The organism is Bradyrhizobium sp. 137, from assembly GCF_023074095.1.
GTDB lineage: Bacteria > Pseudomonadota > Alphaproteobacteria > Rhizobiales > Xanthobacteraceae > Bradyrhizobium.
In genome coordinates this window covers 14,787-27,476 of sequence record NZ_JADPKU010000113.1, presented here as the reverse complement: position 1 = coordinate 27,476, position 12,690 = coordinate 14,787, and the positions used below count along the sequence as shown (strand labels likewise).

Sequence of the window (12,690 nt, the reverse complement as noted above, 5' to 3'; positions counted from 1 at the left end):
TTGAGAAATACGGTGACTAGCGTGGTTGCAGAGACGGACGTCGAAGTTCAAGAGGCGCCGCGTGCCGCGCGTCCGTGGCCGCAGGGCAATAAAGCGCCGCGCAAGGCCATCCCGAAGAAGGTCGAAAATATCGTCTGGGCCCGCGCTGCTGGACGATGTCAGTACGCCGGGTGCAACAAGCTTCTCGTCGGCGATCCGATCTCCGGCGCCGCGAACGCGAACACAGCCTACATTGGACACATTGTGGCGGACTCGCCCGAGGGCCCGCGCGGAGATCCGGTTCGGTCTCCCAAGCTGGCGCACGATCCCGACAACCTCATGCTCGTCTGCGACGCGCATCACCGCGTGTTCGACCGCGAGATGGTCGATGAGCATCCAGAAAACGTGCTCGTCGCGATGAAGCGCCGTCACGAAGCGCGCATTCGGATCGTTACCGGCATCGACGAAGATCTCGGCAGTCACGTCATCCGGTACGCCGCGAAGATCGGCTCCAACGAGTCGCCCGTCGAGAAAGGTGCGCTCAAGTGGTCCATGATCCCGGACCGCTACCCCCTCGACGACGGCTGGATCGACCTCGATCTCGTCACCCTCGATCTCCACGATGACGATCCTGACTACTGGCCGACCCACGTCAAGAATCTTCGGACGGTCTTCGGCGAGAAGGTTCGCGGCCGGATGGAGCGCCAGGAGATCAAGCGCCTCGCCGCTTTCGGGCTCGCGCCCATTCCGCTCCTGTTCGAACTGGGCCGCCTGATCTCAGACATCGCGACAGCCGACGTCCGGCAGCTTCTGCGCGACCCGAAGGGCTGGAAGTGGGATCCGTCGTCGCCGCCGGTCCGGTACGATCTGCAGCGATCGCAGCCGACCGGCGACGCCGTCGCGCTCAAGCTCGAGATCAGCGCCCCCGTCGCCGACGAGCGCGTCGTGAAGATCCTCGGTGCGGACACCGCGATTTGGTCAATTTCGGCCGCCGCCGCGCACAACGACATCGTGCGGCGTCCCGAGGATGTCGCGGCGTTCGCCAAGCTATTCCGCAAGACGCTGGACGAGATCAAGCTCGTCCACGGCGAGGACGTGACGGTGAACGTGTTTCCCGCCGTCCCGGTCTCGATCGCTGTCGAGGCCGGCCGGTCGTGGCAGCCGAAGGCACATCCCTCACTCGCGATCTACGACCAGAACTGGAAGCTGGGCGGCTTCGCCCTCGCCCATCGGCTCGAACACGCCCCATTGACTTCACGGAGACCAACATGAACGTCCACATGCGCCCCATCGTCACCCCCGAAGCGGAAGAGACTCTTGAGGATCTCGCGGATTCGCTCGCGATCCCCGAGTCCCGCTATGAACAGGCAGAACGCAGCTACAAGTCGCTCGGAGACTGGCTGAACCGTCCAGCTTCGAGCATCCGGCAGTTCGACCCGCAGGTACATGTCCAGGGGTCCTTCGGTCTCGGCACCGTGATCCCGCCCATCAGCGATGAAGAGCACTACGACGTAGACGCCGTCTGCGAGTTCCGCAAGCTGAACAAGTCGCAGACGACCCAGCAGAACGTCAAGAACATGCTCGGCGACGAGATGAAGCTTTACGCCCGCGCGCAGATCATGAACAAGCCCGCCGAGGAGCACCGACGATGCTGGCGTCTCGATTACGCGGACGGCGCGCAATTCCACATGGACGTGACGCCGGGCCTGCTGAACGCCGCCGAGCAGCGCGCCCTTCTTCTGGCGCATCGGCTCGACGCGAGCTTCGCCGACACCGCGATCGCGATCACCGACATCGACCATCACGCGTACCGGATCGTTTCCGCCGACTGGCCGAGGTCAAATCCGCGCGGCTATCTCAAATGGTTCCTCAGCCGGATGGAAGTGATCTTCGAGGAACGTAAGCGGGAGCTGATCCGCAAAGGCGTGCGCGCCGGCACCGAGCCGATCCCGTTCTATGCCGTGCGGACGCCGCTTCAGTCGGCCATCATGATCCTCAAGCGCCACCGCGACATCATGTTCGCCGCGAGGTCCGACGAACGCCCGATCTCGATCATCCTCACCACGCTCGCAGCCCACGCCTACGGCGGCGAGGCGAAGATTTCCGATGCACTGTTCTCTATCCTGAACGGCATGGATCGGTTCATCGGTCAGGCGCCCGACGGCAGCTACGTCGTGGCCAACCCGAGCGATCCGAGCGAAAACTTCGCGGACAAGTGGCGGAAACACCCCGAGCGAGCGGCCGCGTTCTTCGAATGGCTCGATCAGGCCCGCCATGACTTCGCGCACGCCGCCGAACTTTCCAACAAGCAGCTCATCACCGAGACCCTCGCCAAGTCGGTCGGTCGTGGTGTCGCCGATCGGGTGCGCAGGCGGTCGGCGGCCCGTCTCGGCGCACCCGCTGTACTGACCGCGGGCCTCGTCCGCGACGAAGCCGAGGCCCGCCGCGCCCCGCCCCGTCTCGAAGGGGACCGACGGAATGCCTGAGAAGGGCCGTCCTCTCGTCGCACGTTTCGACGCGGCCGTCGCCGCGGTCGAGGCGCGATGGGAGGAGCTCGGCCTGCAACCGCGCAGGCTCGACCGGAAAGAGCTCGCGGTCTACCGCGGACGTGCCGCCGAGAAGGGGTGGCGCTTCGCCGCCGATTTTCCCGGCGGACTTCGCCGTCTCGACTTGATCGTCTCCGCTGGGTTTCCGTCGACGCCGGCTCGCGTCGCGCTCGTCGACCGGCCGCCCTTTCTGACTTGGCCTCACGTCGAGAAGGACGGCGTTCTCTGCCTCTTCCCCGATACGACCACGATGTCGGTGGACGATCCGTACGATGGCGTGGCGTCGTTGCTCAGCGAGGCATTCACGATGGTCGGAGCCGCGATCCGCGGCGAACTGGACGGCGACTTCCGTACCGAATTTTTGACCTACTGGCACCACATGGAGCGTGGCGGCGATCGCACCGTCCTGTCGTTACTCGATCCCGGTCCGCCTTCGCGTCCGGTCCGGGTCTGGGAGGGCGTGAGCCAGACCGTGATAGCAGAGAACGACGAGCAGCTCCGCGCCTGGCTGCGCAATGCCGCCCCAAAGGTGGCCGCCTCGAAGATCAAGTCCCGCGGCGGCGCGTTCGTTTGGCTCGATCGGGTGCCGATACCCCCGGAATACCCGTCGTCCGCAAAGGATGTCTATGCGCTGGCTGAAAGCGCCGGCGGCGCCGATCTGCTCGATGAACTCGCGCGCGAGACGCTTCCCCGCACGTTCGTATTCTTCGGTGCGCTGGCCGAGGCCGGCCCCGCCCTCGCGACCGCCGTTGTGAACCGACCCGCCGTCATCCGCGGGCGCGACCCGCTTTGCGCAGGCTTCCGTCCTTCGGCCGTTCCGGAGCACGTGGTCCGCGCCCGCCTATTCGGCGGAGCCCCGTGCGACCGCAATTCGGTCGAACGCGTCGATCCGGCCTGGATTCACGGCCGCGACCGCGACGCCCGCGTTCCCACACTACGCGATGCGACCGTAGCCATGCTCGGCTGCGGATCCATCGGAGCGCCCGTCGCTCATGCGCTCGCGCGTGCCGGCGTCGGAAAGTTTATCCTGGTCGACAAGCAGCTTCTGAAAAGCGCGAACGTCGGCAGACATACGCTGGGAGTGCAATCCATCGACGATCCGAAGGCGGCGGCGCTCGCGCATCAGCTCCGAGCGGCCCTGCCCCATGTCGAGGTGGTCCACCATGTCTCGGAGGTGCAGGAATTGCTATTACGCGCCGACGATCCCCTCGCCGGGGTCGACCTGATCGTATCCGCCATGGGCGATTGGCCCGCAGAGTCCCTCGTTGACGAGTGGCACGCGGCACAGGGACGCCGCGTCCCAATCGTATACGGCTGGACGGAGCCGTACGCTGCGGCCGGCCACGCAATCGCGATCTCCGCACCGGGCGACAGCCTTCGCGCAGGTCTCGATGCCTACGGCAGTCCCCATCTGGTCGCCGTGAGATGGGCACAGGACCCGCGCCGGTACGAACCGGCGTGCGGAGCGGCATTCGACCCCTACGGCCCGGTCGAACTTGGTTTCGTCACTTCGATGGTCGCGCAGGCCGCGCTCGACGGCCTTCTCGGCCAGGTCCGGTCCGGAACGCATCGGATCTGGCTGGCTAGGCGCGCAGCGGTGGAAGCCGCCGACGGTACGTGGAGCGACGAACTGCGCGCCGTCGCGCCGAACGCGCTCGATGGCGCCACGATCGTCGAGCGGCGTTGGGGCCGCAGCGCTAGGATCCTTGCGGCATGATCTCATTCGACATCGGCAATTCCGGACAAACGCTCACGTTCGTCGACGGTGTGCTCGCCCATCTCCATCGTTACAAGCAAATGCGCTTCTGGCAGCGGGAAGCCGGCGGTCTTCTATTCGCCAAGATAAACCTTCCCGTGATCTCCGTCTGCCGCATCACCGGTCCACGCCGCGGCGACCGCCGGTCCCATTACTCCTATCGGCCGGACGAACAGGCCGAGCAACGCGAGATCGAGGAAATGTTCGGGCTGGACCTGCATTTCGTCGGTTGCTGGCATACGCATCCTGAGGATTTCGCCACGCCCTCCAGTCTCGATAGCCGCAACATTTCAGATTGCGTCCGGCGCTCGCAACACGCCCTTAACGGGTTCGTCATGGTCATCGTCGGCCGCGCGCAGTTTCCGGCAAGCCTGTTCGTCTCGGTTTGCGATCGGTCGCAGGTCCATCGGCTCCGGATAGCGTCAATCAGCATCACGTCGCCGATCGCTGCGCGCTCCTCCGCCGAACGACACGAACCAGGCGGTCCCGCAGCGTACTCGGACGCCAACCGCAGCGAGGGATCATGACGAAGAACATCGTCGTATTTTCCGACGGCACCGGCCAGGACGGCGGCGTGCGTCCGGAGCAGCGCATCAGCAACATCTACAAGATGTACCGCATCCCCCCGCGACCATGCCGACCCCACCATAGATCCTTCGCAGCAGGTTGTGTTCTACGACGCCGGACTCGGCACAGATGTCGGAGCGACCGCCCTCACCGCCCCGGTCCGCTTCGTCCAGAAGCTAAACCCCACCTCGGCAGCTTGGCCGCGACTTCGTCGAGTGTATCGCGCATTCCGGCGACCTCACAATGCTGCGCGCCGTTGCAGCGAAAGATGTTGAGCGCGGCACCGGAGTCGCCCGAGTGCGGCAGCTTTACCTGCCGACGAAGATTGCGCCGGTCGCGAGACCGTCCGGGACGCTCACCGCCTGCTCGCACATGCAGTGGAGTGCGACATCGAAAGGCGTGACTCCGGCTCCGGGTAGGACCCGCCAATGTCGGAATGGTTGCCTCCGAACCACCTGAATTGGGCGAGGTATGCCCGGGTGTTGGCGCATGGACGGCAGGCTCGGTCCCGCCCCAGCCGACGCGGTCGAAGTCCTTGCGGGTTTCGTCGATCGCGTTGGCGGACGGCGCGAAGCGGACGTGTTTGCTGAGAAGCCTATCGAAGTAGTTCCCGTCCCAAACGGCGTCGCACGCTCGTGGCGGATTGCCCCCGTTCGGGAAGTCGTAGATTGTCTTCCGGTTGGAGGTCTTTCGCCGCTTCAGAAACCAGACCACGGCGGCCAGCATCGCGGTGCGGGTGACGGCCCACGCCGGCATGATGAATCCCCACAGCAGTCCGGCCTCCGTGACGATAGCTGTGATGACACCGACAATCGCTGCGGGAACGAGAGAGACGATGAAGTTCCGCCGCGGCGACGCCGGCCGTTAGTCCGGCCTCGATGATCAGTCGTCTGGTTCCTGGCGCCGAGGGGCGCGACGGTGTCGAACACTCCGACAAAGTAGGCGGCCGCATTGGAATCGGGCCCGGGCCGCGATTCTTATTTGAGCTGGAAGCGTCTGGCCAACTCGAGCCGCTCGGCTTCGAACTCCTCGCGCGGATGGCCGGCGCCGTGCTCGAGGAGGTGTCGACGGCTTCCCACGCGATGTCCTTGCACGCGTTCGCTACGCCACGGCCAGAACCAGACGCGGCGAATCTATAGCCAGCTGGGCCTGCAATTGCGCATCACGCCCAAGCGCCGGGTCGAGGCCAAGCTGCGCGATGATCGCACGCCAGCGACGCGGTCGAACGAGACCTGGGCTATGGATTTTGTCTACGATTGTTAGCGATGGGGCATAAGCTGCGCGCTGCGCGTGCTCACAATCGTCGATATCTTCTCCCGCTTCTCGCCGACGCGCTCGCAGCCCCGGTTCACCTTCCGCGGCAGCGACGTCGTGGCGATCCTGGAAAGGGCTGCAAGGAAGTGGGAACCCGGCGACGATCCGCGTCAATCAGGGGAGGCAGTTCGTGTCCGGCGATCTTGATTTATGGCCTAGCAGCGCGGCGTCACGCTGATCCTCTCGTAGCCCGGCAAGCCATCGAGGTGCCAAGCCATGGCTAGGTTAAGTGACCAACACTTCAATCAGATATGGTCCTGGGGTCGCAAGTCCGCGTGCCACCTCGACGTTGAATTCATCCATCGTTGTCACCCGAGCACCCGGCACACCCAAACTCCTGGCTAATCCAAGGAAGTCGATGTCAGGCCGGCTGAGATCGAGCATATCCAGAGCCTTGCGACCAACGTTCTGTGCTCCGACGTTTGCCAATTCGTCTTTAAGGCAAGCGTATGATCTATTGTTGAACAGCACTGTCGTAATGTTTAGGCCTTCGCGCACCTGTGTCCAAAGTGTCTGAATGGCGTACATGGCGCTGCCATCCGCCTGCAGGTTGAGCACAGGCCGGTTCGGGCAGGCAATCGCAGCGCCCGTCGCCATCGGCATGCCAAGACCAATCGAACCGCCCATGTTTTGGAGCCAAGTGTGTGGCTGCGAAGTCCACGTGGCAGCGAAAAAGCCGGCGCCAGTCGAGATTGATTCATCGACCACAATAGCATTTTCCGGGATCAATCCGCCAAGCGATTGTGAGAGGCTGGCGCGAGTAATTGGCCCTGTGGCCAGCGACGGCAACTCCAGCTTCGCCGCCAGGCTCGGAACTGATTGAGCATCCAATTCATCGGCAAGCCTCTCGAGCGCATCCAACGCATCTTCTTCAGCACGTGCAAGCGTAAAGAAGTCAGTATCCTCAGAAGCCATCAAACTCGGCTTGTCGGGGTAAGCAAAAAACGCAACCGGGACCCGGCTGCCCACCAGAACGACGTGCTTAAGTCCTGCAAGTGTGGCACGCGCTTGGTCGACTGGGTACGGAAGGCGATCGACCGGAACGCAACCAGCGCCACGCTCGATGCGACCGACAAATGTTTGGGCCATGATTTTCGCACCAGTCTTGGTACATATGCGCCCCGCCAGATCAAGGCCGCGCTGTCGCAACGCGAGCCCCCCTAGCAGCATCATTGACTGCTTTCCGGAACGGAGCGCCTTGGCAGCATCTTTGATGGAATGCTGTGCAACCCGCGACCTTCCTGCTGCTTCGGCCACAGCAGCGGGGTCGCCGCCTTCGTTCCAAGCGGTATCGGCGGGAAGAATAAGGGTCGCCACCTGTCCGGGCGGGGTTCGCGCGGCTACGATGGCCGCCGCACCATCAGCCGCAACACGCTTCGCGTTCGGCGAGGTTCGTACCCACCCAGAAAACGGCTTCGCTGCACCCTCGATGTCAGACGTGAGCGGTGCATCATAGTTGCGGTGGTAAGTTGCGTGATCTCCCACAATATTAATTATTGGCGACGAGGCTTTGGTGGCGTTGTGCAGGTTGGCGAGGCCGTTTGCCAAGCCTGGCCCAAGATGTAGCAGGGTGGCGGCCGGCTTTTCGGCCATACGCGCGTAGCCGTCCGCAGCTCCCGTAGCGATTCCCTCGAAGAGTACAAGCACGCAGCGCATCCCATCGACGCGGTCGAGAGCAGCGACAAAATGCATCTCGGACGTGCCTGGATTTGCGAAGCAGGTGTCAACTCCGCCAGCGACCAGTGTACGTACTAGACTTTCAGCGCCGTTCATTGACGTCGTTTCCTTGTCATTAGTCGCACACCCTCTTCTCGGATCTGCAAATCGCAGGTCGGTGACTTCAGAGGGATGATTGTGCGGAGCGCGCGAGTCGCTTGGAGTTGATGGAGCGGGTAAGTTGAATGCAGTGAGTCCGATCGGCGGATCACTCTGCGATCCTATCCGGCTCTTGAAGTCGCGTTTCCCTGACAACAGGTCTCTATTGCCGATTTTCTGCGACCAATTCCCCGAATCCGATGGTTTAATGCGATCGGCCAACGAACAGCTTGCAGGCCCCATCTCTCTAGCCGAGCACTCACGAGGATCACCTACGCGCGCACGCCATCCTTCTCGGCTCCGTGTGGCGGCAAGGAATGGCATACCGAAGCAAACACTTGCTGCAGTTCGTTCAACAGCCGTGCAGACGCTCGGGTGTCAATCAGGTCGAAGTGCCTTTCGGCTGAATGTGCCGCAGCATTCAGGACACATCAACAACAGGCGCCACAACACAAGGCCATCCGCTGCCGCACGCCGCCTTGCTTGCCCCCTCAACCTGTTCGTCAACCACCGCTACGCGATCGGCGCTATAATCAGAACCAGCGCGGCGAGTTCGCTGATCGCGCTGCAGCGACCGGAATAGCAAAGGCCGCCGCAGCGAATTTGCTCCCGAACACACGCAGGCCGACCACTAGGCTCAACCGCTGATGAGCCTGCAGCAGTTCGCCGTCGACCGCGCCACGGGCCAGCGCTTCTGGATGCAATCCGCATTGGTGTAGCTGTCTCGGCTTTTCCCCAGAAACCGACCGAGTCCTCAAATTCAGCTAGTACTTGAGTAAATATGTATTCGGCCGGTGATAGCCGATGCCAAGCGTCCACGGGGCACGACCCTGCACAACTCAACGAGGCGATTAGCTTTTGGCGTTAGCGTTATTTGGTACGACTTCAACAGTTGCGTGGCCGTGGACAGCTCCCTCGGAATCACTTTGATTGCCGCTCCTTCCCGGCTGAACCGCGTCCCGGTAAATGATGGTCTCGTCCGGCCCGCTCAATTAGACTCTGATACAGGCCCACCGCCGGAATTCTGCGAGTTAGATACTGAGCGGCGTGATTTGGTGGCGTCGCCGATTTCGCCATCGAGCCTGTCGAGGGGAGAGCGGCCAAGTCCCATACCCCCGCCGACAACTGCATCTTTAGCCTTACTGGTGGAAGAGAATAGCCCGCGTGGTCCTGGCGCTTCTTGACGTCCCGAGCGTTTTCCGCCTCATCGGGAAAGCCCTGATCATAAGCGAGCACGAACGCGCTCGTTTTCTTCGTGGCCGCATCTTGCATACGGGGCCGCACCTTGTCTGTGAGGTTATACTCGGGCGGCACCATTCCCTTATCGATCATTCGTGCCAGACAGGCAGCCTCTTGCATTTTTCTGACCCAGAGCTCAGCGATTTCGGCAGCTGCATCCACGGCCAACACTTTCCACCCAACCGCTACTGGTATCGGTCAGGAGCGGCAGGCCGTCAGGCCCGGCAAAGTCGGTAGCTGATGACCCAAGGCTGGCGGATCATGCCACAAGGAACCCATGGACTTGGCAAGCTCTCTTGCCCATAAAATCTATTCTTTGAGCTCACAGCTCAGGCGGCGCGCATTCCTGAAGAACTCAGCCGCGTTCGCAAACGAAGGCTGAATCGTCGCCATTGTGGATGTAGAAGTGGCCGACGAGCCTGCCGGCAGTGCCGATCATAACCCATCCGCGACCGCAGGCGGGGTCATTTTCGTCGTGCCCTTCCCACGAGAACTCCGCGCACGCCGAACCGTCGCGGGTGCCGTAACGCACGTCCAGGGAGCCCTTCAGGGCCCCAAAGGCGATTTCGCCATCGGACTTGCCCCTGAAGCTGAGATGCGCCTCTTCGACAAGATCGAGGAAGTCAGTGTCCCAGTTGTCCATCTCAACGATGCGCCAGCGGCCGACAAAGGCCCTGGCGAAGCCGGGCGCCTTGGCCATCGGCCGGTCTCCGCGATCAGCTTGGGCAGCCGCAGCAGATTGTAGGCGGCGGCAGCGAAGGTAAAGGCCCATCCGACACGCTCACGACCGCGGAATCTGGTCTTCTCTTGCCCGGCGACCGTTTTGATCCAGCCAAATGCCTCCTCGATGCGCTTGCGAATGCGCTGGCTGACGGCATAGCCGCCGTGCCGGGTCGTTCGCCCGTCAATGGCAGAGCTGCGGCCGCTGACGTTCTGCGCAACATGTGGCGTCACATTCATCGAGCGCAGCTCGTTGACGAAGTCTTCTGCGTCATAGGCTTTGTCGGCGCCAAGTGTGATCGCTGTCGGCCGGTCGGCATAGGGCTCGATCATGTGCAGCGCGGCCACCCGTTCGGCATGACCATCGGCCTTCGTCAAACAGGCGTCGACCAGCAGGCCGTGGCGGTTCTCCATCAGCCCATGCCCGATGAAGCACAGCTTCGTCTCCTTGCCTTTACCCTCGCGATAGAGCCTGGCATCGGGATCGGTGGTCGAAGCATGGGTATCGTTCGAGCGTTTCTGGCCATGGAAGTCCGCTTCGGCATTGCGCCCGCCGCCTTGCGCCGGCGGCTCGCCCGAGCCGTCCTTGGGCTTGACGCTCTTCATCGAGGCCCAGGCCTCAATCAGCGTGCCATCGAGTGAGAAGTGATCGCTCGACAGAAGCCTCTTCACCTTGGGCTGTGCCAGCACCGCCGCCATGAACTTGGCCGCGATGTCGCCTTCCAGCAGCCGGTCGCGGTTCTTCGAGAACACCGAATGGTCCCACGCCGTGTCGCCGACGCCGATTCCCACGAACCAGCGAAACAACAGGTCATATTCCAACCGCTCCATCAGAAGCCGCTCAGACCGGATCGAATAAAACGCCTGCAACAGCATCGCCCGCAGCAGCTTCTCCGGTGGGATCGACGGCCCCCCAATCGGCGAATAGAGCGCGGCAAACTCGCGCTCCAGCACCGCCAGCGCTTCGTTCACGATTGTCCGGATCGCTCGCAGCGGATCATCACGCCGCACCCGCGCCTCCAGATCAACGTAGCTAAACAGCTCGCCTGTTCGATTGTCGCCGCCGCGCACGCACCATCTCCGAATCGCATCGGAGGCCAATGAATCATGGTCGCCGGTCGGCGGCGAGCGCCTTTTTCAACAGCCTGCTAGACAGCTTGGCAGAAAACGAGCGCCCTAAGATCACCACCTGTTGCAGGGCCCTCCAAGGGGCGAGGTCGTGTAGATGATGCCTCGGGCGCCGGTGCCCGAGGTTAACGATACCTGCCGCTCATTGAAGGCTGAGGAAGCGAGCTCTCTACTGTGTGAGGGCCGTGGTTCGACCTGCCGAACTACTCTAGGTGTGTCGACGCCTAAAGACGGCGAACCTCTGTACCATTCGAGAGGATAATCAGGAATCCATCCTGACGCGATCACGCGCGCCAGCCGCAACTGGCCGAACGACAATCGAGCGGCCGCTTGCCCCTTGGCCGCCGCATCTCACGTCCAGCGGGCCTTGCTCATCATCGCGGATGGCGAGCGGCTCGTATAATGGATGGGAGGTTGAGCAGAGGCCTCCTCCGAGAGACGGTAACAGCTAACATAGGGCACTAGGATGCAGCCAGATAACAACGACGGCCAGGACGCTTTGGCGTGCAGGTATGCCGCAAGCTATTCCGCCAAAATGGTTGCATCGTCCGCCGTCCACGAGGCGACGCATCGATCACCGACGTCGGGCATTGCCTTAGACGATACGTTCAGCACCTTCGACGTCAGCTGCAATCCGGATTCGCTACAGAATTCGAATGTAGTCGCATCGCCAACGAAGGTCATGCCCGTGATGCGCCCCTGAATCCCACCGGATTTTTCTGGGTTCTTGTCGAGATGCAAATGCTCGGGCCTCACGCACAGTGTCGCATCCCTGTCCGCATTATGATGCGGCGGAGCAGGCAGGGTTTCGCCTGCAGGACCATGCACAAAGCCGGATTTGAGCTTAACAGGTATGAAATTGACCTCGCCAACGAAACCCGCCACGAACAAGTCGGCAGGCTTACGATAGATGTCTTTCGGTGCCGATACTTGGCGGATCCGCCCCTCGTGCATCACTGCGACACGGTCGGACATGGCGAGCGCCTCGTCCTGGTCGTGCGTGACGTAGATCATTGTCTTTCCTACTTCCTTGTGCAGGGTCTTGATCTCGTTCCTCAGATGCTCGCGCAACTTCTTGTCCAGCGCACCCAAGGGCTCATCAAGGAGTAGAACGGGCGGATCGAAAACCAGTGCGCGCGCTATGGCCACGCGCTGCTGCTGGCCGCCAGACATCTGGTGGGGGTAACGCGCGGCGAAAGCGCTGAGATGTACTTGTTCGAGGATGCGACGCACCCGAGCTTCAATATCCACCCTTGCGACACGCCGCATGCGAAGCGGATACGCAACATTCTCAGCGACTGTCATGTGCGGGAACAGTGCATAGTTCTGGAATATCACCCCGAGTTCGCGGCGATGAGGTGGCAGGCGCGTGATGTCCTTATTGTCGAGCAGAACCTGGCCGCTGTCGGGAAGCTCGAAACCAGCGATCATCATTAGAGTTGTTGTCTTTCCTGATCCGCTCGGTCCGAGCAGCGAGATGAACTCGCCGGGCGAGACGGAGAGACTGACATCGTCGACGGCCATCGCGCTACCGTAACGCTTCTGCAGGTTGTGCAGCGCAATTCCTCCGGTTCTCACATCAGTGCCGCTCACGGTCGCTTTCATCAACATTTCAGCTCCCTAAGG

At 62.3% G+C, this 12,690-nt stretch carries 9 protein-coding genes and 3 pseudogenes; 6 read left to right on the top strand and 6 right to left on the bottom strand.

All coding sequences use genetic code 11. The features are described from left to right. The first annotated feature begins 345 nt into the window (after positions 1 to 345). From IVA78_RS29345 to IVA78_RS29325, 5 genes and pseudogenes are all read left to right on the top strand, one after another. Positions 346 to 1,251 carry an SAVED domain-containing protein gene (locus IVA78_RS29345; RefSeq protein ID WP_247469038.1) on the top strand — a complete coding sequence of 302 codons (906 nt, stop codon included), beginning with the start codon at positions 346 to 348 and terminating at the stop codon, positions 1,249 to 1,251. Beyond that, complete coding sequence (locus IVA78_RS29340) at positions 1,248 to 2,465, top strand: nucleotidyltransferase (protein ID WP_247469035.1); 1,218 nt, start codon at positions 1,248 to 1,250, stop codon at positions 2,463 to 2,465. Before IVA78_RS29345 ends, IVA78_RS29340 begins: the two co-directional genes overlap by 4 nt. Beyond that, entirely contained in the window at positions 2,458 to 4,242 is a 1,785-nt protein-coding gene (locus tag IVA78_RS29335) for a ThiF family adenylyltransferase (RefSeq protein WP_247469033.1), read from the top strand. The genes IVA78_RS29340 and IVA78_RS29335 overlap by 8 nt, the downstream gene beginning before the upstream one ends. Then, on the top strand, positions 4,239 to 4,808 hold the full coding sequence (locus tag IVA78_RS29330) for a Mov34/MPN/PAD-1 family protein (RefSeq protein WP_247469031.1): 570 nt from the start codon (positions 4,239 to 4,241) through the stop codon (positions 4,806 to 4,808). Before IVA78_RS29335 ends, IVA78_RS29330 begins: the two co-directional genes overlap by 4 nt. Next, a pseudogene (locus IVA78_RS29325) lies at positions 4,805 to 5,027 on the top strand (DUF2235 domain-containing protein); the annotation flags it as partial. The gene IVA78_RS29330 and the pseudogene IVA78_RS29325, both read left to right, overlap by 4 nt. Here IVA78_RS29325 and IVA78_RS34680 read toward each other — a convergent pair. Next, a complete protein-coding gene (locus IVA78_RS34680) occupies positions 4,996 to 5,604 on the bottom strand; it encodes a hypothetical protein (RefSeq protein WP_346275327.1) in 609 nt (202 codons plus the stop codon). The pseudogene IVA78_RS29325 and the gene IVA78_RS34680 sit on opposite strands and share 32 nt — an antisense overlap. A 363-nt stretch (positions 5,605 to 5,967) precedes the next feature. Between IVA78_RS34680 and IVA78_RS29315 the strand changes: the two are divergent. Continuing rightward, positions 5,968 to 6,348 (top strand): annotated as a pseudogene (locus IVA78_RS29315) (DDE-type integrase/transposase/recombinase); the annotation flags it as partial. Positions 6,349 to 6,387: 39 nt separating this feature from the next. Here IVA78_RS29315 and IVA78_RS29310 read toward each other — a convergent pair. The 5 genes and pseudogenes from IVA78_RS29310 to IVA78_RS29290 form a co-directional block, all read right to left on the bottom strand. After that, positions 6,388 to 7,935 carry an acetolactate synthase large subunit gene (locus tag IVA78_RS29310; RefSeq protein WP_247469029.1) on the bottom strand — a complete coding sequence of 516 codons (1,548 nt, stop codon included), beginning with the start codon at positions 7,933 to 7,935 and terminating at the stop codon, positions 6,388 to 6,390. 963 nt (positions 7,936 to 8,898) lie between these two features. After that, on the bottom strand, positions 8,899 to 9,378 hold the full coding sequence (locus IVA78_RS29305) for a hypothetical protein (protein WP_247469027.1): 480 nt from the start codon (positions 9,376 to 9,378) through the stop codon (positions 8,899 to 8,901). A 193-nt stretch (positions 9,379 to 9,571) separates the two neighbouring features. After that, entirely contained in the window at positions 9,572 to 9,916 is a 345-nt protein-coding gene (locus IVA78_RS29300) for a hypothetical protein (protein WP_247469025.1), read from the bottom strand. Positions 9,917 to 9,927: 11 nt separating this feature from the next. Then, a pseudogene (locus tag IVA78_RS29295) lies at positions 9,928 to 11,007 on the bottom strand (IS5 family transposase); the annotation flags it as partial. Positions 11,008 to 11,586: 579 nt separating this feature from the next. After that, positions 11,587 to 12,675, bottom strand: coding sequence for an ABC transporter ATP-binding protein (locus IVA78_RS29290; RefSeq protein ID WP_247469023.1), 1,089 nt, complete (start codon positions 12,673 to 12,675; stop codon positions 11,587 to 11,589). Between the last annotated feature and the right edge of the window lie 15 nt (positions 12,676 to 12,690).

What these genes read in the sequence shown, in the direction of transcription:
- IVA78_RS29340 (WP_247469035.1), top strand. Translation starts at nt 1,248, where the DNA reads ATGAACGTCCACATGCGCCCCATCGTCACCCCCGAAGCGGAAGAGACT.
- IVA78_RS29335 (WP_247469033.1), top strand. Translation starts at nt 2,458, where the DNA reads ATGCCTGAGAAGGGCCGTCCTCTCGTCGCACGTTTCGACGCGGCCGTC.
- IVA78_RS29330 (WP_247469031.1), top strand. Translation starts at nt 4,239, where the DNA reads ATGATCTCATTCGACATCGGCAATTCCGGACAAACGCTCACGTTCGTC.
- IVA78_RS34680 (WP_346275327.1), bottom strand. Translation starts at nt 5,604, where the DNA reads ATGCCGGCGTGGGCCGTCACCCGCACCGCGATGCTGGCCGCCGTGGTC.
- IVA78_RS29310 (WP_247469029.1), bottom strand. Translation starts at nt 7,935, where the DNA reads ATGAACGGCGCTGAAAGTCTAGTACGTACACTGGTCGCTGGCGGAGTT.
- IVA78_RS29300 (WP_247469025.1), bottom strand. Translation starts at nt 9,916, where the DNA reads ATGGCCAAGGCGCCCGGCTTCGCCAGGGCCTTTGTCGGCCGCTGGCGC.
- IVA78_RS29290 (WP_247469023.1), bottom strand. Translation starts at nt 12,675, where the DNA reads ATGTTGATGAAAGCGACCGTGAGCGGCACTGATGTGAGAACCGGAGGA.